Raw genomic sequence first — 25,003 nt, 5'->3', positions numbered from 1 at the left:
GAGGTCCGGTGGACCAGCAATCGGCAAAAGGGGAGGGAGGAATGAGCAGCTTCAGCATTGGCGTCGTGTTGGCAGACGACCATCCGGGGATGATTGCCGGGGTGTCGCATGAGCTGTCGTCAGTGGACACCATCGTGTTGAAAGGACAAGCCGCTAATTCGACCGACCTCGTCAAGCAGCTCGAATCGACGCCGTGCGATGTGCTGGTGTCCGATTACGCTATGCCGGCAGGCGAGTACGGCGATGGCCTCACGCTGTTTGGTTTCATCGGCCGGCGCTTTCCCCAAGTGAAGCTCGTTGTGCTGACGATGCTCGACAGTCCGGCCATCCTTGGCTCACTCGATGACATTGGCGTACGCGCCATCGTCAGCAAAGCCGATGCGGTGTCGCATCTTGTTCCCGCGATTCATGCCGCGCATACGGGCGGGAAATACCACTCCCCGACGGTTGCCGCCGTGCTGAAGGAGCGTGAGGCTCAGCGCGCTGCCGCACCGGCTTCGGCATCGGCAGAGTTGAGCCCGCGTGAGGCGGAAGTGATACGGCTGTACGTGTCGGGCCTGAGAGTGGACGAGATTGCCGAGCGGCTCAACCGCAGCAAGAAGACCATCAGCACGCAGAAGAACCGGGCCATGGAAAAGCTCGGCATCTCGCGTGATGCGGATCTCTTCAAGTACGCGGCTGAGAACGGTTGGCTGACGTCATCGCAAACGCCGCCGCGAGACGCTGGCTGAGCGTTGGGTGCAGCGGCGTCAGACTGGTTGCTTGGCGGACGGCGCACTGTGCAGCTGCGGCTCGTCCAGCGTGACTGACCCAGACTGCTTCCATGTTCCGACAATCTGCCGCCTGCGTTGAGGCGACGAGAACAGGTATTCATTCATGGCGCCCAGAAACTCATGGCGCGCCGGCGCCGTCAGCTCGGCGAAGCCGAGCAGAATGTGCCGTATTTTGTCTTGTTCAGTCTGCTTCACCATCTGCGCCCCCAATGGCAACGCTGAGTGCGTTGCGCATGCCGCACCAAGGTCGCGGTGCGAATTTCGTTACGTTATGAGTTGAAAAGAGGTCCGTCTATCAGACCGGTCTGGTAGTGGATTCCGATCCGGGTGAGCACAGCACTGGTGCTCTATCGCACCGGGCGCATGACGGAGGGGATCAGGCCCGTCTCAATGCCGTAGTGGAAGAGATCCACCTCGCGGTCGATATTGAGCTTGCGCATGGCGGTGCTCTTCTGCGTGCTGATGGTCTTCTTGCTGCGATTCAGGCGCGCGGCGATTTCGTTGATCGTCATGCCCGATACGTACAGGCGGATGACCTCGAGTTCGCGGCCCGTCAGTTGCGCGTTTCCGGGCGTGTCTCTGTGGCTCGGCTCCAGGGTGCGCAGAATTGTCTCGACCGTTGGCGATACGTAGCGGCCATTTGCAAACGCGGCATGTACAGCAAGCGACAGATGATTCGTCAGATCGGATTTGCTGACGATGCATTGAATTCCTGCCGTCAGCGCCGACAGGATCGCCACGTTTTCCATCATTGTCAGAACCACGATGCGCACATGCGGATAGCGCTGCTGGACCAGTGACAGCAATGCCATGCCGTCGCCATAGTTGCCGCCCGGCATGGCGTAGTCGCATACAAGCACGTCGATGCGCGTGCGGTCGAGCAGTGCGATCAGTTCGGTCGAATTGCGTACAAGGCCGTCGATCGAGATCGACTGGCTGCCGGCCAGTTCATGCTTGACGCCAAACAGGATGGCGGGATGGTCGTCGGCAATGGCGACGCGGATCAGGATGGGATTCATGGTGATGGAGCGTGTTGCAGGGCAGCCGCGGCGTTCTGTGGCGATCACGTCACGGAAGCGCCGGCATTGCGTATGACCTCTGGCGCAAGCGCGCGCGAAGGATGATGCACAGACTGTATTGAGTCCGGAGAAACCCGAAAAGCGGATCAGTCCTAAAGCGGCGAGCTGTCTTGTAGGACTGGGCCCATTCCAGGCGTGGTGCCCAGGCTTGCCGACGCGGTGCGGTGCGCATTGGCTTCCTAGGGATAGCCAATGGCGCACGCACTGAAGGCGGGTGCGCTTTTGGGTGTTGCTAATCCTTTGATTCCTTTGCGGAATTCCCCCGAATCGAGGTGTCCCACTATTGCGGTGCGGAGGTGTTTGAACGTACGCTTTCGCCACAAAAAAAGATCACAAAAGCAAGGAGACCACCCTCATGGATTTAGACGTCAACCACCGCTCGGTCAACGTCGATTGCGACTCGGCCACGCCCCTGCTATGGGTGCTGCGCGATCACCTGAACCTCACTGGTACCAAGTTCGGTTGCGGCGTCGCGGCGTGCGGCGCCTGCACCGTGCACCTGGATGGGGCGGCTGTGCGGTCGTGCGTGCTGCCGGTGTCAGCGGTGGCTGGCAAGCACATCACCACCATTGAGGGGCTGGCTGGGGGCGAAGGCAAGCGCCACGCGCTGCAGCAGGCCTGGGTGGACGAACAGGTGCCGCAGTGCGGCTACTGCCAGTCCGGCATGCTGATGGCTGCTGCGGACTTGCTGGCGCGGCAACCCGACCCGAGCGATGCCGACATCGACACGGCCATCACCAACATCTGCCGTTGCGGTACGTATCCGCGCGTGCGCGCCGCCATCAAGCGCGCTGCGAAGGCGCTGCGGGAGGGGCAAGCATGAACGCCCGTGCAACCAAGCCACGTAGCGGGCGTCGTCGCTTCCTGCTGGGGGCACTCGCCGTGGGTGGCGCGTTGGTGGTGGGCTGGGGCGTGATGCCATCGCGCAGCCGCCTGGGTGATCCGGCGCTGTTTCCCGAACATGGAGGCGAGGTCGCCCTGAACGGGTGGATCAAGATCACGCCGGAAGGCAACGTCATCCTGGCCATGCCGCGTGTCGAGATGGGGCAGGGCATCCATACCGCGCTGTCGATGCTGGTGGCGGAAGAGCTGGATATTCCGCTGGCGCGCGTGAGCATCGAGACCTCGCCGGTGGAGCGCATTTACGGCAACGTGGTCGCCATGGGCGACAGCTCGCTGCCGCTGCATCCGGACAGCGCGGACAAGACCTGGGCCCGTGCGCTGCACTGGATCATGGCCAAGAGCGCGCGTGAGATCGGCCTCATCATCACCGGTGGCAGCAGCAGCGTGGCGGACGGTTGGCAGCCGGTGCGCGAAGCCGCCGCCACGGCGCGCGCTACGCTGGTGGAAGCCGCCGCGCGTGAATGGAACGTGCCGGCTGCGCAGGTGAGCGTGCGTGAGGGCCAATTGATCGGCCCAAACGGCAAGCAGGCGACCTTCGGCAGCATGGCGAAAGCCGCACGCGGTATCGCGCCGCCGTCCAGCGTCGTGCTGAAACCGGCCTCGCAGTACCAGTTGATCGGCAAGCCGGCGCCGCGCAATGACTTGGCCGCCAAGACGGACGGCAGCGCGCGTTTCTCCATCGATGCGCGTCCGGCAGGGATGCTGTATGCCGCCGTGGTGATGTGCCCGGTCTTTGGCGGCAAGCTCAAGACCTTCCAGTCGAAGGCGGCACTGGGCATGTCGGGTGTGCGCTACGTGGTGCCGTTCGACGGTGCGGCAGGCGGTGCGCCCGGTGTGGCGGTCGTGGCCGATCACTACTGGCAGGCCCGCCAGGCACTGGCAACCGTTGAACCCTTATGGGACAACGGCCCGCACGCCACACTCGATTCCGCAGGCATCCGGCAGCAGCTCGTCAGCGCGTTGGATAGCGACAAGGGCGGTTTCACCTACCGCTCGCTCGGCGACGGCCTCAAGGCTTTCGACAAGACAGACGGCGCCACCCTCGTGGAAGCCGAATACACCGCGCCGTACCTCGCACACACGGCCATGGAGCCGATCAACTGCACGGCACAGGTGACCCAGGACGGCGTGCAGTTGTGGGCGCCCACGCAGGTCGCCACGCTGGCACAGCTGGTGGCGGCGCGCGCAGCCGGGGTGAGCGGCGACAAGGTGCACATCGATATCCCGCTCATCGGTGGCGGCTTCGGGCGCCGGCTGGAGTCCGACTTCATCGCGCAGGTTGTCACCATTGCTACCAAGACCGAAGGCAAACCAGTGCAGGTCATCTGGTCGCGTGAAGAAGATGTGCGCCACGACTTCTATCGCCCGCACGCCATCGCACGGCTGAAGGCGCGCGTGGAGAACGGCAAGGTCACGGCGATCGCCTCGCGCAGTGCCGGCCAGTCGATTCTGGCGGGCGAGCTGGATCGATTGTTCGGCGCACCGTCGGCGGGCATCGACCGCTATACCGCCGAAGGGCTGTTCGATCTGCCGTACGAGATCGAGCACGAGCACATCGCGCATCTGGCGGTGGATCTGCCGATCCCGGTGGGATTCTGGCGCAGCGTGGGGCACTCGTACAACGGATTCTTCATGGAGGGCTTTCTCAATGACGTGGCGGCTGCGGCCAAGCTGGATCCGCTGGCGATGCGGCGTGATTTGCTGAAGGCGCATCCGCGCGAGTTGAAGGTGCTCGACACGGCTGCGCAGGCGGCCGGCTGGGGGCAGCCGTTGGCGCCGGCGGCCGATGGCGCACCGCGAGCGCGCGGCATTGCGCTGCACCCGAGTTTCGGCTCGGTGGTGGCGCAGGTGGTGGAGGTGTCGCTGAAGGATGGCAAGCCGCGCGTGCACCGCGTGGTGTGTGCAGTCGATTGCGGCACGGTCGTCAACCCGCAGATCGTCACGCAGCAGATCGAAAGCGCCGTCATCTTCGGCCTGAGCGCGGCGTTGTATGGGCGCATCGACATCAAGGACGGGCAGGTCGTGCAGTCGAACTTTCCTGACTACCCGGCGCTCAGGATGGCTGAGGTGCCCGCCATCGAAACGCACATTGTGCCGAGCACAGCCGAGCCGACCGGTGTGGGCGAGATTGGTGTGCCGCCGATCGCCCCAGCGGTGGCGCATGCGGTGGCGCAGTTGACCGGCAAGCCGGTGCGGCAGTTGCCGATCGCGTAGTGCTGTCGCGTTGAAAAGAAAAAAGCCGCAGGCGCAAACCTGCGGCTTTTTCTTTGCAGCGGAGAGGGACTCAGGCTGCGTCCGGAAACACCGGTTCGCCCAGGTTCAGCATCAGCCGATTGGCCCACGCGAAGATCGCCACGGCGTGGATCAGGTCGAGGATCTCCGCATCCGTCAGGCCAGCCGCCTTGAGCGGTTGCAGGTCTTCGGCGCGCACGTCGCCAGGGCGCAGTGTCAGGTCGATGGAGAACAGCGCGATGGCACGCTCACGCGCATTCGTGCCAGCGGTGTGTGGGTCTTCAAAAACTTGCTTGATGACGTCGTTGCGCTTGGCGAGTTGCTCGAAGCGCTGGGCATGCACGGATGCGCAATACACGCAGCCGTTCACGCGCGACACGACTGCGCTGGCGAGTTCGCGCTCCGCACGCGACAGGCCACCCGGCGCGTACATGATCGCGTTGAAGGCCGCCGAGCGCTGGCGCAGGATCTCCGGCTGATGGACGAGGAAGCGGTAGTAGTCCGACGTCTTCGCTTTCGGATGGCTCTCTTCCAGCACGGCGATCTGCTCGGGCGTGGCGCGGTCGAGGTCGACCACATCGAGCCATGCTTGCCACTCCAATGATTCGTTGGTGAAGCCGTGGGCGCGGATGATCTCGGTCATGCTGCGGTCTCCGTGGAGGCGGGTGAGGTGTTGGCGCCGTTGAGTGCGTTCAACGCGCGCAAACCGGCCACCAGCCGCGTCTGATACGACAGGAAGGCGATGAGCTGTGCAAGCGTGACAACGTCTGCCGTGGCGAGCCCGGCGGCTGGCAGGCTCTGCAGTGCGGCACGGTCGCCTTCAATGGGGCGCTCGATGAGCGTGCGCGTGAAGGTGAGGATGGCGTGCAAACGCTGATTGGGCAAAATTCGGGTCAGCGTTTCTGCTTCGCCGTGGTCCACGGCCTGCAATGCAGCGGCGTCGACGGAGGTTTCTGCCAGTCGCGCGCGGTAGTGCTCGGCCAGTTCGGGGGCGGGCGTCAGGCGGCAGGCGTAGAGCGCCACCAGCAGGCGCTCACCCAGCGTGAGACCAGGCAAGGCGGCGTCGAACAGCGCGTCGTAGCTGCCTTGTGTGGCCGTCGCGACCTTCTCGCGGGTGTGGCGCAGGGCATGCGTGGCGCTGTCGTCATCCAGGCCATTCAGTAGACCTGCAGCCTGATCGACAACATCTTGGGTGGGCGTGAAATCCATCGTTGAAAGGCTCCGAGAATCGGGTACGGAGGCGCCGCGCGCTGCCACTGCGCTGGCGAGGAAACGGCGTACGGCGGCCCATGACTTGGCATCGGCACGGGCGTTGGCACGCGGCTCGCCGCCGCCGGTGCTGATGCGACCCGACACCGGGTGCGCGTAGACGAGCTGCGTGGTCGGTACGTACGGGAAGACGATGGCGTGGCCGGCGCCTTCGTAGTCGAAGTGCTGCACGGGGTAGGGGTGGCGCACCTCGGCCAGTTTGGTGGTGACCATGCGGGAGTAATCGCCCGAGGGCCACGAGCCATCATCCGTGGCAGAGAGCAGCAGCACCGGTCCACGCGCGCGTTCGATGCGGATGCGCGCACGTGCCACGGCATCGGCATCTTGCAGCGCGGTACGGATGGCGCGCTCGTGCCGGTGCGGCGCCGGGCCTTCGTCGAACGGCGCCCAACTGGCCGTGCGGTTGCCTTCCCACAGGTGCGGCAGCGGCTGGCCGCGATACAGCCACGTCGGGCCTTCACGGCCGATGGCGGGGTCAGCGGCATTCTGCGCGCTGTGCACGACCGCACCCGGCACATAGCCGATGACGGCGGACACCGCCTCTGGAAACGTTGCACCTAGCAGCAGCGCCAGCTCGCCACCGCGCGACTGGCCGCTCACCGCGACAAAGTCGTGCAGCGGTTCAACGCGCCTGCGCAGCCATGCGAGCGCGCGCTCGAAGTACTCCAGCGGTGTGTTGGAGATGTAGTCCGACAGCCCCGGCGCCTTGAAATACGCCAGCGCAAACGCCGCATAGCCGTGCGAGGCATACAGCGCCGCGCGCGGCTCGTTGATGCCGCCGCCCGAGCCGTTCAGGATCAACACGGCTGGGCGCGGGCCGGGGTGCGCGTATGGGTCGGGCAGGTACAGCGTGCCGACCAAGCCGTCGTCACGCACGTCGTGGCGGGAGACGCCCGGCGCGGCCAGCCGTTGCACGAAGCTCGCGTGGATCGACTCGCCGTTGGCGGTGGCCGTGAGCGTGGTCGTCAGCGGCTCGGTCACGGGTTGCGGGAAGATTTCGCGCGCCTTGCCGTCTTCCGGGCGCTGGCTCCAGACCAGGCCCATGGCGCTGATGCCGCTGTAGCTTCCCATTCCGTCGCCGGAGACGGGCGCATCGCGCGTCAGGTCGACGGTGCCTTGTGCGTCAGCCACGAAAGCTGCACGGCTATGCCACAACACACCATTGCCACGACGCGTTTGCGCGACGATGCCGACCTGCACGCCGGGCGCGAGCCCCGTCACCACGATGCTGCGCGACACGTCGATCAGGTCATCGACCGGCGTGACGCTGAGCGCGAAGTTTGCCGCGAGGTTTGCCGATTCAACCATGGCGCGCTTACTTGCCGTCCTTGGTGACCATCTGTGCGGCCGTGCGGTCGCTGGTCATCGGGGCCACCTTCAGGCCCTTCTTGGCGGCCCACACGTTCTGGTAGTGGAACAGCGGCAGCACGCCCACGTCATCCGACACCAGCTTGACCGAGTGGCGCAGGATGGCCGCGCGCTTCTCCACGTTGAATTCCTCGGTGGAGGCGTTCAGCGCGTTGTCCACGGCCGGGTTGCTGTAGTGGCCCCAGTTGGATGCACCCAGGCCCTTCTTGGTGTCCACCGTGGCCAGCACGTTGACGAGCGCGTAGCTCGCCTCACCCGTGCCGTTGCCCCACGCCAGCATGCTCATTGCATAGTCGTTCTTGTTGGCGCGGCCCGAATAGACCGACCAGGGCACCACCTCCACCTTGGTCTTCACGCCGATACGCGACCAGAACTGCGCCACCGCCTGGGCCGTTTCCGGGCCTTGCGGGTAGCGGTCGTTCGGCACGTGCATGGTGAGGTTGAAGCCCTGCGGGAAGCCCGCGTCGGCCAGCAGCTTCTTCGCTTGCGCCGGGTCATAGGCAATGTTCTTTACGTCGGGGTTATAGCCATACGTATCCGCCGGCATCCACTGGTTGGCGACAGTGGCAGCGCCTTGCAGGATGCGATCGACGATGGCCTTGCGGTCGACTGCCAGCGACAGCGCCTGGCGCACGCGCACGTCAAGCAGCGGGTTGTTCGCGAGCGGTTTGCCGTCGTTGCCGGTGATGTATTCGTTCGGGCCCTTGCGGAAGCTCGGCTGCAGCAGCATCACGCGCAGGCCGGGGTAGGCGAACACGTGCACGTTGGGCGACTGGCGCAGGCGTGCGAGGTCGGCCACCGACACCTTGTCGATCACGTCCACCTCGCCTGAGAGCAGGTTGGCCGTGCGCGCGGCGGCGTTGTTGATGTAGCGGTAGTTAACCTTCTCCCAGATCTGCTTGCCGCCCCAGTAGTTGTCGTTGCGCGCCATGACCACGCGGTCACCCGGCACGTACGAAACGAACTTGTAGGGGCCGGTGCCAACGACGGCGCGGCCGGCGTTGTAGTCCTCGGTGGCCGACTTTTCGCCCACGTGCTTGCTGACGATGTGCACGGAGGCCAGGTTCAGCGGCAGGTCTGGGTTCGGGATGTTTGTCTTGATGATGAGTGTGAGCGGGTCCTTGGCGGTAACGGACTCCACCGTGCGCAGGTAGCCCGCGAACGTCGCTACGCTGCCCGGCACGCTGCGCGCACGCTGGTACGAGAAGATGACGTCATCGGCCGTGAACGGCTGGCCGTCGTGCCACTTCACGCCGGGGCGCAGCTTGAACTCCCACGTCTTCGGGTCCAGCGTCTTCCACGACAGCGCGAGGCCGGGCTGCAGCTTGTTCCACTTGTTCTCGACCAGCAGATCCCAGAAATGCACATCCACCGAGCGGTCGCCGGCGTGGTTGTTCAGTTGCGGGTCCAGCGACGACAGCGGATCAGCAAAGCCGATGTTGAGCGTCTGCGCACCAACAGCACCAGCGGCGGAGAGCAAGGCAAAGGCAAGCGACGAAGCTAGGAGGCGTTTCACGGTGTTCCCTTTCTTATGGTTTCGTTGGCTTATTGAAGATCGTTCAGATCGCGTTGTTCAAATGACAGGCGCTGACATGGTTGACCGCAATGCCGCGCAAGGTCGGCGCTTCGGTCTTGCAGCGGGGCATGGCGTGCGGACAGCGCGGGTGGAAATGACAGCCGGTGGGCGGGTTTAGCGGGCTGGGCATTTCGCCCTGGATGGCCGTGAAGGTCTTGTGCCGAGCCGACAGGCGCGGAATCTCCGCCAGCAGTGTCTGCGTGTAGGGGTGGTTCGGGCGGCGGAAGACTTCCTCTGCCGATGCCGATTCCACCACGCGGCCCAGGTACATGATGACCACGCGGTCCGACAGGTGCTCCACCACGCCCAGGTCGTGGCTGATGAACAGGTACGTCAGGTTGAGCTGCTCGCGCAGGTCCATGAACAGGTTCAGGATCTGCGCCTGGATGGATACGTCCAGCGCCGCCACCGCCTCGTCGCAGACGAGCATGGACGGCTGCACCGCCAGCGCGCGTGCAATGCCGATGCGCTGGCGCTGGCCGCCGCTGAACTGGTGCGGATAGCGGTCACGCAGCGCAGGGTCCAGGCCCGCACGCTGCATCTGCGCGGCCACGTAGTCGGCAAAGTTGGCGCGGTCCGTCAGGCCGTGCACGCGTGCTGCTTCGCCGATGATCTCTTCCACGCGCAGGCGTGGGTTGAGGCTGGCGTATGGGTCCTGGAAGATCATCTGGATCTTCAGGCGGGCATCGCGCCCTTCATCGGCAGAGAGCGTGTTGACGGATTTTCCATCCACGCGCACTTCGCCATCGGACGGCGGCATCAGCCCGGCAGCGATGCGGCCGAGCGTGGACTTGCCGCAGCCCGATTCACCGACCAGGCCGACAACTTCACCGGGCTGGATCGCCAAGTCGATGCCATCGACGGCGCGCACGACTGCGGGCGGCTTTGCCAGCCCCAGGCGCTGCAGCATGCCGTCGACCGGGCCGACCTTGCGATCGCCAAAGCGTTTGCCAACCTGTTTGAGTTCGACCAGTGGCGTGCTCATGCGACCTCCCGCGTGGCTGCCGGCAGCGTGCCGGGATGGAAGCAGCGCACCTGTCGTTTCGAGTCCTGGCCGGTATTCGGTTGCGTGATCTCAGGGCGCACACCGCACGCGTCGGAGGCGCGCGGGCAACGTGCTGCAAATGCGCAGCCTGCCGGCAGCGACAGCAGATTCGGCGTCATGCCCGGAATCTGGCGCAGGCGCTGGCCACGGCGGTTCTCGCTCGGCAGGCTGTCGATCAGGCCCATGGTGTACGGGTGCAGCGGGGCATCGAGTACCGCATCCACTGGGCCATGCTCGACGATGCGGCCGGCGTACATCACCGCCACTTCATCAGCGAGACCTGCCACCACAGACAGGTCGTGCGTGATCCAGATCAGCGCGGTGCCGTGCTGGCGCGCGAGCTTCTGCACCTCAGACAGGATCTGCGCCTGGATGGTGACGTCCAGCGCCGTGGTCGGCTCGTCGGCGATGATCAGGTCGGGCCGATGCAGCATCGCAATGGCAATCGCCACGCGCTGGCGCATACCGCCGGAGAGTTGATGCGGATACGCACGCAGCCGCTCTTCCGGGCTGGGAATGCCCATCAGGCCGAGCGTGTCACGCGCATGCTCGCGGGCCTGCGCGTGGCTCATGTCGCTGTGCGCGCGCACGGCCTCGATCATCTGGGCGTCGATGCGCAGCACGGGGTTGAGCGTCATCATCGGGTCTTGGAAGACCATGGCGATGCGGTTGCCCTGTAGCTTGCGCAGTTCGCGTGCGGGCAGCTTGGTCAGGTCACGGCCCTGGTAGAGGATCTCGCCGCTGACCACGCGGCCGGGCGGGTCTACCAGACCCATGATCGAGAAGCCGGTGACCGACTTGCCCGAGCCCGATTCGCCTACGAGCCCCAGGATGCGCCCGCGCGCCAGCGAGAACGACACGTCGTCCACTGCAGGCAGCACGCCGTCACGTGTGAAGAAGTGCGTGCGCAGGTTGCGGACTTCGAGTGTCAATGCATTGGTTGATGCGTTGCTGGACGCACTCATCGTTGCGTCCTCGGGTTCAGCACTTCACGCAGGCGGTCGCCCACCAGGTTGATGGCGACCAGCGCCAGCAGCAGCGCAATGCCTGGGTAGAAACTGATCCAGTACTGGCCAGACAGCATGTATTGGTATCCGTTGGCAATGAGCAGGCCCAGCGACGGCTCGGTAATCGGCACGCCCAGGCCCAGGAACGAGAGGGTGGCTTCCAGCGTGATTGCACGTGCCACCTGCAGCGTGCCCACCACGATGAGCGGCGGCAGGCAGTTCGGCAGGATGTGCTTGAGCGCGATACGCCAGCCGGGCAGGGCGAGTGAGCGTGCGGCTTCCACGTATTCGCGGCGGCGCTCGACCAGTGCTTGCCCACGCACCGTGCGTGCGTAGTACGCCCACTCCAGCAGCACGAGTGTCAGCACCACGTTGGTGATGCTCTTGCCCAGGTAGGCAAGGATCATCATCGCCACCAGCACGGACGGGAACGACAGCAGCAGATCAACCGTGCGCATGATGAAGTTGTCGACCTTGCCGCCCGCGTAGGCGGCAATCAGCCCGAGCAATGTGCCAATGACGGCTGCCACGGCTGCGGACCCAATCCCCACGCCCAGGCTGATGCGCAGGCCGTAGAGGATGCCGGAATACAGATCGCGCCCCTGACCATCCGTGCCGAGCCAATACGTGAACGTGCCCAGGCCATTGGGCGAACCCGGTGGCAGGCGCGAGTCCAGCACGTCAAGCTGCATCAGGTCGTACGGGTTTTGCGGGGTGATCAACGGTGCGGCCAGCGCTGCGGCAGCCAGCAGCACCACGACGACCAAGCCGAACACAGCAGACTTGGACGCCAGAAAATCTGACGCCACGCGCCGCCAGGGCGATTGCTTACGCGGTGCAGGCGCCGCCGGTGCGGTGGTCGCTACCGTGGTTTGCGATGTCGTATTCATGCAGCCTCCGCGCCATCTGCCGCGCGCACGCGCGGGTCCAACATGCGATACAGGATGTCGACGATCAGGTTGAGTGACACGAACAGGCACACCACAACAATGAGGTAGGAAACGATGACGGGCCGGTCGAGCGAATTGATGCTGTCCAGGATCAGCTTGCCCGCGCCGGGCCAGGCGAAGATGCTCTCCGTCACCACCGCAAAGGCAATAGTCGAACCCAGCTCAAGGCCGAGCACCGTCACCAGCGGGATCAACGTATTGCGCAGCACGTGCGCCAACACCACGCGCAGCGGCGAGAGCCCCTTGGCACGTGCGAACTTCACGAAGTCCATCGGCAGCACTTCGCGCACGCCCGCCGAGGTCAGCCGCAGCACCAGCGACAGCTTGAACAGCGACAGGTTGATGGCAGGCAGCAGCAGGTGACGCAGACCGTCGACGGTGAGCCACGACCACTCGATGCCAAATAGACGAGCCGTCTCACCACGCCCGCTGGCGGGCAACCAGCCGAGGCTCACGCTGAACGCCATGATGAGCATCAGCCCCACCCAGAACGTCGGCAGCGAGAAGCCCACCACGCTGCCCGTCATCAGCAAGCGCGACACCGGATGGTTCGGATACAGCCCCGCGAACAGCCCCAGCGGCACGCCGATCACCACCGCGATGATGAGCGCCGCAAACGCCAGCTCCAGCGTGGCCGGCAGGCGTTGGAGGATCAGTTGGATGGCCGGCTCGTTGTAGACGAAGCTCTTGCCCAGGTTGCCGTGCACCGCACCGTTCAGGAAGCTCAGGTACTGCTGCCACAGCGGCTTGTCCAAACCGAGTTCCGCAATGATGCGTGCGCGGTCGATTTGGTCCACGTCCTGGCCGATCAGGATGTCGACCGGGTTGCCGATGGCGTGCAGGCCAACGAAGACGATCACCGTCATCACCAACACCACCAGCAGTGCCTGGCCGATGCGGCGAATAAACCAACCCATCATCGTGCTGCCTCCTGGTTGGAGGTGGCTTCCACTTCAGCGCCGGGCGGTGGAGCTGGTGTCCATTCGTCGCCGAAGATCTCGGGCTCGGCAAAGGCTTCCATGGAGGCGTAATGCGGTTCGATGTCTTCCTGATACAGCAGGCCGGCGATGCCTTGCGCCAGGCGGCGCGCACCTTCGCTGATGGCTGGGATGTCGCCCGATACGGCACCATGCGTGAGCGAGGCCGGATAACAGAAGCAATGCACGCGCGACAGGCCGGGCAGGGCGCCGGGCGTCTTCTCGCGGAATTCAAACGCAGGGCCGAGGTCGGGCGAATCGCTCAGCTCGGTGTCTTCCTCGCCGGGGCGCGGGGTGTAGCGGTCGCGCCACTGGCGGATGTGCGGTGCCAGCAGGCTGAATTCGGGGCGCGATGCCCAATCAGTGCGAAAGCCCGTCGAGAAGATCAGGAAGTCCAGATGGAACACGCCCTTGGGTGTGGTCACGTGCAGCACGCCATCGTGCTCATCCACGCCCAGCACGGCGCAACCGAGGTTGAAGCGCGCATTGGCATGGCGCGACACACGCAGCGTGCTGCCACGCGGCGGCGGTACCTGTTCAACGTTGATGTAATGACGAATGCGCCATTTCCATGCGTCGGGCAGATGCAGGTGGCCGTGCACGAGCCCAGGGCTGCCGGCGCCCTTGCCCTTGTTCACGCGGGGCAGGTCGGCGCGGCGGATCAGCAGGTCGACACTCGCGGCGCCGGCCTCCAGCGCCGTCGCCGCCGAGTCCATCGCCGATGCGCCCGCGCCGATTACGCCGACGCGCTTGCCGGCCAAGGTGCCGTAGTCCATCTCGTCGGACGAATGCGCCCACCAGCGGCGCGGCAGGCGGCATGCGAAGTCCGGCACGGTGGGGCCGCCCAGGCCGTCACGCCCGGTGGCCAGTACTACGCGGCGCGCATACACGCGCTGTGTCGGTTGGCCCGGCACATCGATGACAAGTTCGACGGCGCCATCCTTGCGCGGGTGAATCGCCTTCACGTGGTGTTCATTGCGCACGTCAATCTGCAGCACGTGGCGGTACCAGCGCAGGTAATCCATCCATTGCAGACGCGGGATCTTGTCGAGCACCTCCCACGCATCGGTACCAAACTGCGCCTCGAACCACGCGCGAAAGGTCAGTGCCGGCAGGCCCAGCGCGGGGCCCGTCAACTGCTTGGGCGAGCGCAGCGTCTCCATGCGTGCGGTAGTCGCCCACGGGCCCTCGAAGCCAACGGGCGAACGGTCGAATACCACCGCACCAATACCGAGGTGCTTGAGCGATGTTGCCGCCGCCAGGCCCGCCATGCCGCCGCCGATCACGGCCACGTCCAGCATGGGCTGGCCGTTGAGTTCATGTGGAAGCGTCCAAGCCTTGGCGGGCAACTCCAGCCAGGCCAGGTCCTGGCGCAAACGGGCTTCCAGTGCCGTAAGTCCGGTGGGCCCGGTGGCGCCGGGCGCGTGCGGCGCGTTGTCTTGTTGTGCTGCGGTCATGCGGACGCGCCTTCTGTTTCGTTGATGGGTTCGCCGTACAGCACCTGCAGCATGCTGGCGTGGCGTGCCGGGTCATGCAGCTTGCAGTCGGGCAGCAGGCGCTGTGCGGCGCGGGAGAGGGCGTCGATCAGTGAGGTCACCGCCGCCGATGGCCGCTTGGCCTCGGGGGTGATCACGCCAAAGAAGAAGGGGATGTCGGCATCGATCGGGCGGACGCTCACGCCGTCAATCGGTACACCATATGCCGTGACGGGCTCCAGCAGTGCCACGCCCAGGCCGGCACGCACGGCGGTCAGCGCGTTGAACGAGGCGTTGGTTTCGATCAGCTCCGTCGGCGTGACACCAGCTTGTGCGAGTGCCTGATCCAGGCGGCGGCGCAGGCGATACGGGTTGTGCATCGTGACGATGCGGCGGCCGGCGCACTCGGCCAGTGCCACGCGGTCGCCGGCGGCCAGCGGGTCGCTTTGCTGCACGGCGGCCACGCACGCCGATTCGCCAATCCAATGCACCGTCACGCCGCGATGCTCCAGCGGCAGGCTGCTGATACCGAGGTCTGCCGCGCCGGTCAACACGGCATGCACGACCTGTTCAGGCGAAGCGCTGCGGATCTGGACGTGTTGCGCCAACTCTGGATGATCGGCCAGCGCCGCAGGCAGCAACCCGGCCGCCAGCGCGGAGGTGGCGGCCAACCGCAGCGGGCGCGCCTCGCCGCGCGCGATCTCTTCTGCGCGTGTGCGGATCTGCCGCAGGCTGATCAGCGTATGTTCGACGTCTTCATACAGCAGGAAACCCTGCTCAGTGGGCGAGACACGGGGCCCCGCGCGCGTGAACAGGGCATAGCCGATCTCGGCTTCAAGGTCCTGGATGAGCCGGCTGATGGCCGGCTGCGAACGGCCCAGCAGTTTGCCGGCCGCGGTGACACTGCCCGTCGACATGACGGCAGCAAACGCTTCGAGTTGTCGGAGTTCCATCTGCCTGATTGATCCAAGTCATGCATGTGGTTCATGCATTCTGGTAGAGGCAGTATGCGAATTCCAAATAGTATTTTCTTATGTACTCATGCGTTTTACGCAGGCAACCGCTATGCCTCGCGGTGAAGCGGTTGCCCGGGCAGGGTGTACCGGAGTATGCACCTATTTGACGAACGTACCGTTCGGACCGATCACCGTCAGCTCGACGTAGTTCGATCCTTTGCGGCTGTTGGGGCCGTAACGGACTTCCAACCCGCCCAAGTCAATCGTGCCGGCGGATTCCAGCCCGGAGACAAAGCTGGTCCGCGTGGGCGACTTGCCCGCGCGTTTGAGCCCCTCGACTAGCACGCGCGCCGCCGCATAACCTTCCATCATCGCGTACGACGGTGCCACGCCTGCGGCCTTGGCACTGGCCGCCATGTCACGGCCAAGCTGCGCAGTTGAGCGCACTGGCGACGGCATCACCTGCGATACCACCACGCCCCGCCCAAGCGCGCCAAGCGACTGCGCCCACGCCAGCCCCGCGTTATTGGACAACGCCGCCAGTTGTGCCGTTACGCCTTGCTTGTTGAGTGCTTCAACCATTGCGCGTGCCGTTGTGCCAGGGCAGGCCAGGATGACAGCTTGCGGTGCAAACTGGCCCACCTCCGCCGTGGCCTTGGCGATGTCGGGCTTCAGTCGGTCAACCGTGAAGATGCGATGTGCGTCAGCGGGCAGTTTCTGCGTGGCGTGGTTGAAACCGATCTCGGTGTCCTTGCCGAAGGTGTCGTTTACGTTGACCAGGGCCAGGCGGCGCAGGCCCAGCGTGTCGAAGTAGTGGACCAGTTCCGCGATCTCGGTCTGGTACTTGGCGCGCACCACGAAGAGCAGCGGGTCGGGTTGATCGAAGAAGGTGGATGCGCCAGTCGAGGGTGCCACCACCGGTGCCCCCACCGCACGGGCCTCGGTCATGATCGCCTCGGTATTGGGCGTGCCGCGTGGCAGGAACAGCGCAAAGACCTGTTTGTCGGCCAACAGCGTATGCGCGTGCTTCTTCGATGCGTTGGCGTCAAAGCCGTCGTCTTCAGAAAGCAGTTCGATCTTGCGCCCATATACGCCACCGGCGCGGTTCACGGTATCGATATAGAGCTTGGCGCCTTGCGTCATCTCCTTGACCTGCTCGCCGGCGGGGCCCGTAAAGCCCGCAGTCTGGCCGATGAGAATCTTGCTATCGGAGATGCCTGGTTCGGCCATCGACCGGCTCGACGTCAACACCAGGCCTGTGAACAACGCGCACGCGATGGCGCCGCGCAAAGCGGAATTGCGACCCGTCATGTCTCCCCCTTTTTCTGGGTGGTTGTTTTGTCGTATTTCGCCGGGATGCTGCAACGCGCGCTGCAACATCGGCGTGACGATCCTAGCGGAGAAGCCCGGCGACGCCTTCCCCGGATTTCCCCGGGACTGCGACATCGTTGCAACGTTTTTTTGCGCACCATCTGCGGTATAGGCGAAAAAAAACCGCCGTACGAGACGGCGGTTTTTGCAACAGGCGACGTGCAGATCAGTTGGTCTGCCTGGTGATCTTCGTGCCTTCGATCGACGCGCCAGCCATCAGGCCAGCGTTGGTCAGGTTGAAGCCGATGATCGGCTGTTGTGCCGTGTTGGTATCGATCGCGCCATTGGCACCGATCTTGGCCAGTGCCACGGTGGCATCGACGCCGGCCGTCCAGCCCTGGCTAGCCTGGAATTTCTGCAGCGCTTCATCCGTCATGAAGAGGATGATGAGCGCGCGCGACTGGGCGCCGGCCTGGAAGCCCACCGAAGCAGAGGCGATGTTGTAGTAGCCCAGCGGGCGGCCGCCGCCGGTGCGCAGTACGCCTTCGCCGTATTGCCCGCCGACTACGAAGCCTGCGTTCAGCACCGATGGGAACACCAGCACGCCCTTGGCGCGCCCAACCAGCTCGCGCGAGCCGTTGGCGGTGGTGTACAGGCGCGAGAGTACGGAGTCGGCCTGTGAGTTGGTGGTGGCGTGCTTGTTGGTCGACGTCATCACGTCGGAGCCCTGTGCATTCGGGCTGGTGGTGGTACAGGCTGCGATCTGGGTGCCAAGCAGCGCGACAGCAGCAAGGGTGGCGGCAGTACGACGGCTGAGGAGGTTCTTGTTCATGGCGATCGGTCTCAGTGTTGTGGAAAGGGGGCCAAAACCAGCAAGCAAGCCACGCGAAACGAACTGACGCGGGCCTGAGCCGATTGGCCAGGGGTGTCAGTCACGTGGCAGCAAGCGGCGTGCCCGCCATATCAGATGAACGCCTGAGCGCTCAGTTCCTGACATTAGGCGAGATTTGTGGCTGACGTAGCGCTTTTTCACACCGGCTTGTGCAAAAGCGAAAGGATGTCGCGTCGCTTGCATGTTTTGCGAGCGCAACAAAAAACCGGCGCGAGGCCGGTTTCTTGTGCGATGCAATGATCGTCGGTCAGATCCAGATGATGAGCGCTGCCACACCGATGATCAGGCCGAACTTCGTCACGTAGTAGACCTTGCGGTTCCACGCCTTGAAGCGGCGGCGGTACTGGCCCATCAGCCAGACATAGCGGAACAGCTTGTTGATGCCGCCGGTCTGGTCGCCTTCATCGTTGGGCGAGCTGGCAGCGGTCATCACCTTGCGGCCGAGCCACTTGTTGATGCGCTGTGCCCAGCCGAATTTCATCGGGCGTTCGATATCGCAGAAGAGAATCAGGCGGTCCTTGTCGGAACCGTTGTGCGCCCAGTGCAGGAAGGTCTCGTCGAAGACGACGCCTTCGCCGTCACGCCAGCTGTGGCGTTCACCGTCGACCTCAATGAAGCAGCGGTCGTCATTTGGCGTGGCCAGGCCCAGGTGATAGCGCAGCGAACCAGCGAACGGGTCACGGTGCGGGTTGAGCTTGCCGCCGGGCGGCAGCTCGGCAAACATTGCGGCCTTCACGCTAGGCAGTTCACGCAGCAGGGCGACCGTCTTCGGGCAGAGCTGTTCGGCCGACGGGTGGCTCGCTTCATACCACTTCAGGTAGAAGCGCTTCCAGCCATTCTTGAAGAAGGAGTTGAAGCCGGCGTCGTCGTTTTTCTCGGCGGCCTTGATCTTGCGCAGATTGACCAGCGCAAGGCCTTCGTCGCGAATCTGCGGCCAGGCGGCCTGCAGCTTTTCCAGGTCAGGAAAACGTTCGACTGGCACGTACGCCGTCTGCGGCACGCCTGAGAAGGCATACATGAAGCAGTTCACCGGCGCGACCACGGCGGAGTGGTCGAACATCTGGCGCCAGAACTTCAGGCGCACTTTGCCGCGAAAGTGCACGTACAAGATAGAGCCCAGGTAGAGGGCAACGAGAATCCACTTGATCAAGGCGTATTCCTTGCCGCGCGAAGGCGGTCAGCAAATGACGGGGCGCAGGGCAGAGGACGCTGCTGCGCGCAATCCCCTATTTTAACCGTGGTGCGGTAATGCAGCGTTGATCCAAGCCAACAGCCGGGGTTTGGTTGATTGCGCTTTGTCACAGCCGGGCGCCATTTTGTCGGCGCAAATGTGATCTTTTATCGCGCTGTGCGCTATGCGCCTTACAATCCGATTTTTCGCCTCGGTGCGTTTTTGGGCAGCGGGCGGCAACCGGAGGGGACCATGGACGCAAAAAAGCTTGCCGAACCGCCCAATGAATCGCCGACCATCGGGTTGCTGCAGGCCAGCACCGAATCATTGGATGCCTCCATCCGCCGTGCGCAGGAAGCCTTGAGCGCCGTGTCGGCCCGGCTCGCACGCCAGGGCGTGACAGTCAGTCAGACTACCGATCGTTTCGTTGAAGCCGATGTCATGTCGCCGACTGAAGCGCGCGCTTTGGCTGAGCGTTGCATTGCCGGGGCGGAGTCCGACGCCGCCAGCATGGCGCGGGCTTTCTCGGCGTTGCTGTCACAGGTGGATGCGCTGGAGGCTGACCACGCGGGCCGTCGCCGCGTGCTGCGGCAGTGGATGGTGAGTCAGCTCACCTACAAGATGCTGTATCTGCACCACACCGGTCAGGATCCGATGTTGCCGCCGCGCGCATTGCGGGCGCAGAAAGAGCGGGTGAAGGCGCAGGTTTCTGCCCTGCTGGATGCCGGGCGCGCCTACGCCGATGTGCGCTTGACCGACCTGCGCTTCGAAGGCGACAGCGCGGGCCGGGCAAGCTAGGCGGGTTACTCCTCGTCGTCTTCCTCGGAGTCGAGGAAATCGCGGCGGGTCAGCCAGTCGGCAATGGCTTCATCGCAGGCTTTCTTCAGCTTGGCCTTGTTGTCCACCTTGTCGAACAGCGTGAAGTTCATCAGCGCCAGGCCCAGGTCTGTGATGTAGAACATCCGCTTGGGGTTTTCGAAGTGGACGATGCGGCCGTCGATGTCGCCGTCGTCTTCCGGCTCGGCGGGCATGTCTTCGAGTTCAACCACGCGGCACGCAAAGCGCGGTGCGCGCGTATGCGTCAGGTATTCGAACTCATCGTGCGACACTTCGCCCGACGGTGTGACGTCAATGGCGAACCCCCAGATAAAGCGCGGGGTCGGCAGATCCGACAGCTCGTCGATTTCATCCATCCTTGTTTCTCCAATCTGATGATGGCTTTGACTAACGGCACATTATCGCGCATGAACAGCACATTCGGGCGCGGAACGGAACGCACGATGTCGCGCTGTTTTTCGCGGTGCTCGTATGACTGATCCGCGTATTCGTCAGGTTGTTGACGGTTTGGCGGTTCGCAACGCCTTTGATGCTGCAGCCCTGGTGCCCTGGGTGGTTGCCGGGCAGCGCGTTGGCTGGCTTGACGGTGAGCGCGCCGCGCTGCTTGGGCGCTGGCCGCAATGGTTCGAGGTATCGGCCGGCAGGGTCGAATTGCGCAACACGCTCGTCAGCGAGGGCGATTGCACCGCCGCATTGACTGAGGTGATCGCGCGCTTGGCCGAAGAGGGGCACGTACGTGGTTGGCGCGACGAGCAGTTCGCCGTCAACACCGGCTGGGGCACCCCTGTGCTAGCGCTGATTGAGCGCGCAGCCGCACGTTTTTTTGGCATTCGCACCTATGCCGCGCACATGAATGGCTTGATCGAAGGCGTGGATGACGCTGGGCCGATGCTCTGGCTAGCCCGCCGTGCCAGCACCAAGCCGATCGACCCTGGCATGTGGGACAACCTCGTCGCCGGCGGCATCGGCCACGGCTTCGACGCGCGCGGCGCGCTGGAAAAGGAATGCTGGGAAGAGGCGGGTATCAACGCCAGCTTGGCTGCCGGGCTGGTGCCGCGCGGCACGATCGACGTCCTGCGCACCGTGTCGGAAGGCATCCAGAACGAGACCCTGTTCGCCTTTGACCTGACGCTGCCTGCCAGCTTCACCCCCGCCAACCAGGACGGCGAGGTGGCGGGCCACCTGCGCGCCAGCCCTGACGCCGCGCTTGATATCATGGCGGATTGCGCGATGACGGTGGACGCCACGCTCGTCACCCTCGGTGCCCTGGCGCGCCTCGGGCCCCAACGGTTCGCGCCCGACAACAATACGTAAAACGCTTCATGAGTCACTCCGGTTTCATTCTCACCCTGTCCTGCCCGGACCAGCCTGGCATCGTTCACGCCGTGTCCGGCCTGCTGTTTGAGCAGGGCTGCAACATTCTCGATTCGGACCAGTTCGGCGACGAGTTCACGGGCCGTTTCTTCATGCGCGTGCATTTCGTGCCGCAAGGCCAGCCGTTGGACTTGCAGACGCTGCGCGACCGCTTTTCGTCCATCGGCGAGCGCTTTTCTATGCAGTGGGGCATGTTCGACGCCGCGGTCAAGCCGCGCGTGATGATCCTGGTCTCCAAGATCGGCCATTGCCTGAACGACCTGCTGTTTCGTGCCCGCGCCGGCCAGCTGCCGATCGAGATTGCTGCCATCGTTTCGAACCACCGCGATTTCTACCAGCTCGCCGCGTCGTACGATGTGCCGTTCATGCACCTGCCGTTGCTGCAAGCGACGGATGCGCAGAAGGCGCAGCAGGAGGCCCGCATCTGGGAAATCGCCCAGGAACAGCAGATCGATCTGGTCGTGCTTGCGCGCTACATGCAGATCCTTTCGAACGACCTGTGCCGTAAGCTGGAAGGCCGCGCCATCAACATCCACCATTCGTTCCTGCCCAGTTTCAAGGGCGCCAAGCCGTACTACCAGGCGCATGAGCGTGGCGTGAAGCTGATTGGCGCGACGGCGCATTATGTGACGGCTGACCTGGACGAAGGCCCGATCATCGAGCAGGAAATCGAGCGCGTGGACCACAGCATGGACCCGGAGCAACTCACCGCCGTCGGCCGCGATGTGGAATGCGTGGCGCTGGCCCGCGCCGTGAAGTGGCATGCGGAACATCGCATTCTGCTCAACGGCCATAAGACCGTTGTCTTCAAGTAAGGGCAGGGGAACCAGCGTGACACGACAGATCATCCTCGATACCGAAACCACCGGCCTGAACGCCGCCACCGGCGATCGCGTGATCGAAATCGGCTGCGTGGAGATGGTCAACCGACGCCTGACCGGTCGCAACCTGCACTTCTACATCAACCCCGAGCGCGAAATCGACGCGGGTGCGATGGCGGTCCACGGCATCACCAACGAGTTCGTGGCCGATAAGCCCAAGTTTGCGGAAGTCGTGAACGAGATCCGCGACTACGTACAGGGCGCCGAGGCGATCATCCATAACGCCGCGTTCGACTTGGGCTTCCTGGACATGGAATTCCAGCGCCTGGGTCTGCCGACGTTCCGCGAGCATCTGTCGGGCCATATCGACACCTTGCGCGAGGCGCGCCAGATGTTCCCGGGCAAACGCAACTCGCTGGATGCGCTGTGCGACCGGCTGGGCGTAAGCAACGCGCACCGCACGCTGCACGGCGCGTTGCTGGATGCCGAGCTGCTGGCCGAGGTCTATCTGGCCATGACACGCGGCCAGAACACCCTGGTGATCGACATGCTGGAGGGCGGGGAGAGCGCTTCCGCAGAAACCACGGCCGTCGATCTGAGCACGCTTGAGCTGCCAGTGCTGCAGGCCACCGAGGCCGAAGCGCAAGCCCATGCCGGCGTGCTCAAAGAGATCGACAAGGCCAGCGGTGGCAAGACCGTCTGGAACCGGGGAGCACCGGAAACCACGCCTCCGCCAGCTTGATACGGAATCGAAGCAAAAAAGTGCGGCAAGGGTCTTTACACGGACACAGCTTTTCGCCATAATTTCGTTTTCGCCGCATCCCGGCAGTAATCGGGTGGTTAGCTCAGCGGTAGAGCACTGCCTTCACACGGCAGGGGTCACAGGTTCAATCCCTGTACCACCCACCAAATTCAGAAAGCCAGCCTCGCGCTGGCTTTCTTTATTTCTGGGTTAGGGCATCGCACATGGGGTTCAGTGCTCTGCGCCATGGCAGCATCGGATTGTCTGCTCCAGCTTGTTTCGCGCGTTCACGTGTCGAGCGTTGGATGCGAGGTGGCGCCGCTCGGCGAGCTGGGGAGCTATCGAGAGTCGCAGATTCTCCTCAAAAGATGATCACGCTTTCCCGTCGGCCCTACACACAACAAGATGTCGGTAGTTGTGTCTCCCTTGGGTCTCCATCAGTGGGCCTGTCTGACTGCCTCGGCCAAAGATACTTGGCGAGCGATGCTCGAATTGAGTTGCTTCAGCGATTGAGCGTTAAACGGTCTGTTAGTCGATTTTCATGCATATCTATGATGTCGACGATCTGTCATCGCAGCACGGGGGCTCGCGGCGCTTGTTCATCATAAGGCAATTCTAAGCAAGATTGACTTGGCTAATTTTTGTGTTTTTCTGCGCTGGCATAAAGCGTCTCTGAAATGTGAGTCGCTTTCACGGGGTGGCCGGTCTGCAGAAGGCGTAGTCGCAGAAATATCGGAATTTTTCACGCTATCATAGAGTCGAAGTCGCATATCCACTTCACACTAAGTGCTGGGTGCTACCCACTTCTTCTCACTGGAGCGGGCTATTTCGCGATCAATGAAGATTGAATAGGGTCAAATGGGAAAGTTAAACTTAATGAGTTTGTCTCCGCTCGATAAGCGAATTCCACAGTGGGATGTGGGTAGCCTTGAGCATCGAAATTGCCCATTTTGTGGAGGGAAGGCAGGTTCGCTCTCGTATAGACGTCCAGATAATCTTGAAGTGAGACGGTGCAGTAATTGTGAGACGCATTTTGTTTCTCCGGCGCCGAGTGTTGAGTCGCTCAACCAATTCTATTCATCCTACCATTTGTCTCATTTTGGTGGTCTTGACGAAACAGCCGATGAGGTTAAGTTTGCTTTGGAGGGGCGAAACCCGTATTTGGATGTGCGGATACAGGTAGTCTCATCTTTGCTTGAGATTGATGGTTCTAGAGTGCTGGATGTAGGGTGTGGGAAGGGGCACTTCCTGTTTCAGATGAAAAGAGTTGGGGCAGATGTCTGTGGGGTGGATGTGGATTCTGATGCCGCGAAATTTGCCAATAATATTGGGATCAAGCGTGTTCATGTTGGAAGTATTGAGTCTTTTGAAGACGAGCAGGGATTCGATTTGATTTCTTTGAATGATGTCATCGAGCATCCTCTTGATCCTCGCGGGCTTCTAGAAAGGTGTACGGAATTACTAAAGCGGAATGGGCTGTTGTTAATTTGGACGCCAAATGGAGATCGGATTGAGTCCGATGCTGAGAAGACAACACTCCGGGTTGATCTTGAACATCTGCAGTACCTGGGTGCTTCTACTTTGGATGTGATAACAAAATCCTTGCCGCTAAGGATAGTGCATTACGAGAGTCTTGGTTATCCGGTTTTGGATGGGGTTTTTGGGGAAGTGTCGAAAAATGGGTTGAGGAAGATGCTATTTAGGAATTTTGCGAGAAGAATGCCGGGGTTCAAGTATCTTAATGAAATGAGGATTTGGGTGGGTAAAGGGAGTCGCGAGAGAATGGGAAATTATCACTTGTTTTGTATTCTTAGAAAGAGTGGATAATTTTTGCTCAGGTGATCTCAATGCGTTGCTTTGACTTGGCGATAGGTGACGCTCGAAGTATTTCGCTAATCTGCATTGCCAGCTCTCGAGCTGCACCCTGGGACGGTCTGAGAAGACACGCAAATGGAGCGTACCGCTTCAGGGCGGTCTTTTGAGACGGCGCGCTAGTTAAGGAGCGTCGTTTTTCCGTGGACTCGGAGGGTGCCAATGTTGCCCGCTCCTCAGGGTGAGGCCGGGGGGCTCTGGTTGTTTCATGGACGAGGCGGGAGGACGTTGCAGAGGCGTTCCCGCCGTGTCCCGCTTGGCAGAGCGGTGACTGATGTTTACGCGAAGAGCCTCGAGCAAACACTGTGAAAAGTGATTTGCAGGATGCTTTTTTTGCTTGCGTTAGTAAGGCACGGGCTTGTCAGCTTTTTTG

The 25,003-nt window shown here is 63.1% G+C and carries 23 protein-coding genes and 1 tRNA gene; 9 read left to right on the top strand and 15 right to left on the bottom strand.

Annotated elements, in window-relative coordinates:
• The first annotated feature begins 41 nt into the window (after positions 1-41).
• On the top strand, positions 42-731 hold the full coding sequence (locus tag PI87_RS20840; protein ID WP_039599647.1) for a LuxR C-terminal-related transcriptional regulator: 690 nt from the start codon (positions 42-44) through the stop codon (positions 729-731).
• An 18-nt stretch (positions 732-749) separates the two neighbouring features.
• On the opposite strand, the gene PI87_RS20835 is transcribed toward PI87_RS20840, so the two are convergent.
• Positions 750-971 carry a hypothetical protein gene (locus tag PI87_RS20835; RefSeq protein WP_039599646.1) on the bottom strand — a complete coding sequence of 74 codons (222 nt, stop codon included), beginning with the start codon at positions 969-971 and terminating at the stop codon, positions 750-752.
• A 149-nt stretch (positions 972-1,120) separates the two neighbouring features.
• Positions 1,121-1,792, bottom strand: coding sequence for a response regulator transcription factor (locus PI87_RS20830; protein ID WP_039599725.1), 672 nt, complete (start codon positions 1,790-1,792; stop codon positions 1,121-1,123).
• Positions 1,793-2,207: 415 nt separating this feature from the next.
• Here PI87_RS20830 and PI87_RS20825 point away from each other — a divergent pair, with 415 nt between their 5' ends.
• Positions 2,208-2,675, top strand: a complete 468-nt coding sequence (locus PI87_RS20825) for a (2Fe-2S)-binding protein (RefSeq protein ID WP_039599645.1) — start codon at positions 2,208-2,210, stop codon at positions 2,673-2,675.
• Positions 2,672-4,969: a xanthine dehydrogenase family protein molybdopterin-binding subunit gene (locus tag PI87_RS20820; RefSeq protein ID WP_039599644.1), complete on the top strand. Its 2,298-nt coding sequence runs from the start codon at positions 2,672-2,674 to the stop codon at positions 4,967-4,969. The genes PI87_RS20825 and PI87_RS20820 overlap by 4 nt, the downstream gene beginning before the upstream one ends.
• Positions 4,970-5,039: 70 nt before the next feature.
• Here the strand turns inward: PI87_RS20820 and PI87_RS20815 are convergent, their stop codons facing one another.
• From PI87_RS20815 to lpxO, 12 genes are all read right to left on the bottom strand, one after another.
• On the bottom strand, positions 5,040-5,630 hold the full coding sequence (locus PI87_RS20815) for a peroxidase-related enzyme (RefSeq protein ID WP_039599643.1): 591 nt from the start codon (positions 5,628-5,630) through the stop codon (positions 5,040-5,042).
• A complete protein-coding gene (locus PI87_RS20810; protein WP_039599642.1) occupies positions 5,627-7,564 on the bottom strand; it encodes an acyl-CoA thioester hydrolase/BAAT C-terminal domain-containing protein in 1,938 nt (645 codons plus the stop codon). The genes PI87_RS20815 and PI87_RS20810 overlap by 4 nt, the downstream gene beginning before the upstream one ends.
• Before the next feature lie 7 nt (positions 7,565-7,571).
• The gene (locus tag PI87_RS20805) at positions 7,572-9,140 is read right to left on the bottom strand and encodes an ABC transporter substrate-binding protein (protein ID WP_039599641.1); all 1,569 of its coding nucleotides are present in this window, start codon (positions 9,138-9,140) and stop codon (positions 7,572-7,574) included.
• Between the two features lie 43 nt (positions 9,141-9,183).
• Complete coding sequence (locus PI87_RS20800; RefSeq protein WP_039599640.1) at positions 9,184-10,185, bottom strand: ABC transporter ATP-binding protein; 1,002 nt, start codon at positions 10,183-10,185, stop codon at positions 9,184-9,186.
• Positions 10,182-11,210 carry an ABC transporter ATP-binding protein gene (locus PI87_RS20795; RefSeq protein WP_039599639.1) on the bottom strand — a complete coding sequence of 343 codons (1,029 nt, stop codon included), beginning with the start codon at positions 11,208-11,210 and terminating at the stop codon, positions 10,182-10,184. The genes PI87_RS20800 and PI87_RS20795 overlap by 4 nt, the downstream gene beginning before the upstream one ends.
• Positions 11,207-12,142 carry an ABC transporter permease gene (locus tag PI87_RS20790; RefSeq protein ID WP_039599638.1) on the bottom strand — a complete coding sequence of 312 codons (936 nt, stop codon included), beginning with the start codon at positions 12,140-12,142 and terminating at the stop codon, positions 11,207-11,209. Before PI87_RS20790 ends, PI87_RS20795 begins: the two co-directional genes overlap by 4 nt.
• A complete protein-coding gene (locus PI87_RS20785) occupies positions 12,139-13,122 on the bottom strand; it encodes an ABC transporter permease (RefSeq protein WP_039599637.1) in 984 nt (327 codons plus the stop codon). The genes PI87_RS20790 and PI87_RS20785 overlap by 4 nt, the downstream gene beginning before the upstream one ends.
• Entirely contained in the window at positions 13,119-14,636 is a 1,518-nt protein-coding gene (locus tag PI87_RS20780) for a flavin-containing monooxygenase (RefSeq protein ID WP_039599636.1), read from the bottom strand. The genes PI87_RS20785 and PI87_RS20780 overlap by 4 nt, the downstream gene beginning before the upstream one ends.
• On the bottom strand, positions 14,633-15,607 hold the full coding sequence (locus tag PI87_RS20775; RefSeq protein ID WP_039599635.1) for a LysR family transcriptional regulator: 975 nt from the start codon (positions 15,605-15,607) through the stop codon (positions 14,633-14,635). The genes PI87_RS20780 and PI87_RS20775 overlap by 4 nt, the downstream gene beginning before the upstream one ends.
• A 162-nt stretch (positions 15,608-15,769) precedes the next feature.
• Positions 15,770-16,921, bottom strand: a complete 1,152-nt coding sequence (locus PI87_RS20770; protein WP_039599634.1) for an ABC transporter substrate-binding protein — start codon at positions 16,919-16,921, stop codon at positions 15,770-15,772.
• 226 nt (positions 16,922-17,147) lie between these two features.
• The gene (locus PI87_RS20765; RefSeq protein WP_039599633.1) at positions 17,148-17,753 is read right to left on the bottom strand and encodes a BPSL1445 family SYLF domain-containing lipoprotein; all 606 of its coding nucleotides are present in this window, start codon (positions 17,751-17,753) and stop codon (positions 17,148-17,150) included.
• A 307-nt stretch (positions 17,754-18,060) separates the two neighbouring features.
• Positions 18,061-18,963 (bottom strand): lipid A hydroxylase LpxO, encoded by a 903-nt coding sequence (gene lpxO / locus PI87_RS20760; protein ID WP_039599632.1) that lies wholly within the window; start codon positions 18,961-18,963, stop codon positions 18,061-18,063.
• A 273-nt stretch (positions 18,964-19,236) separates the two neighbouring features.
• Between lpxO and PI87_RS20755 the strand changes: the two genes are divergently transcribed.
• The gene (locus PI87_RS20755; RefSeq protein WP_039599724.1) at positions 19,237-19,782 is read left to right on the top strand and encodes a hypothetical protein; all 546 of its coding nucleotides are present in this window, start codon (positions 19,237-19,239) and stop codon (positions 19,780-19,782) included.
• Positions 19,783-19,787: 5 nt separating this feature from the next.
• Here PI87_RS20755 and PI87_RS20750 read toward each other — a convergent pair whose 3' ends face one another.
• Positions 19,788-20,177, bottom strand: a complete 390-nt coding sequence (locus PI87_RS20750) for a hypothetical protein (protein WP_039599631.1) — start codon at positions 20,175-20,177, stop codon at positions 19,788-19,790.
• A 115-nt stretch (positions 20,178-20,292) separates the two neighbouring features.
• Between PI87_RS20750 and PI87_RS20745 the strand changes: the two genes are divergently transcribed.
• The 5 genes from PI87_RS20745 (at position 20,293) to PI87_RS28690 (ending at position 24,585) form a co-directional block, all read left to right on the top strand.
• Positions 20,293-21,135, top strand: coding sequence for an NUDIX hydrolase (locus tag PI87_RS20745; RefSeq protein WP_039599630.1), 843 nt, complete (start codon positions 20,293-20,295; stop codon positions 21,133-21,135).
• 8 nt (positions 21,136-21,143) lie between these two features.
• Entirely contained in the window at positions 21,144-22,010 is an 867-nt protein-coding gene (purU, locus tag PI87_RS20740; protein ID WP_039599629.1) for a formyltetrahydrofolate deformylase, read from the top strand.
• A gap of 16 nt (positions 22,011-22,026) precedes the next feature.
• Entirely contained in the window at positions 22,027-22,758 is a 732-nt protein-coding gene (gene dnaQ / locus PI87_RS20735) for a DNA polymerase III subunit epsilon (protein ID WP_039599628.1), read from the top strand.
• Between the two features lie 92 nt (positions 22,759-22,850).
• Positions 22,851-22,925, top strand: a tRNA-Val gene (locus PI87_RS20730).
• Between the two features lie 691 nt (positions 22,926-23,616).
• Complete coding sequence (locus PI87_RS28690) at positions 23,617-24,585, top strand: class I SAM-dependent methyltransferase (RefSeq protein WP_084210041.1); 969 nt, start codon at positions 23,617-23,619, stop codon at positions 24,583-24,585.
• Positions 24,586-25,003: the final 418 nt, after the last annotated feature.

Source organism: Ralstonia sp. A12, assembly GCF_000801955.1.
Classification (GTDB): domain Bacteria; phylum Pseudomonadota; class Gammaproteobacteria; order Burkholderiales; family Burkholderiaceae; genus Ralstonia.
Note: the sequence above shows the minus strand (reverse complement) of the source record. Positions and strands in the feature narration are given on the sequence as shown.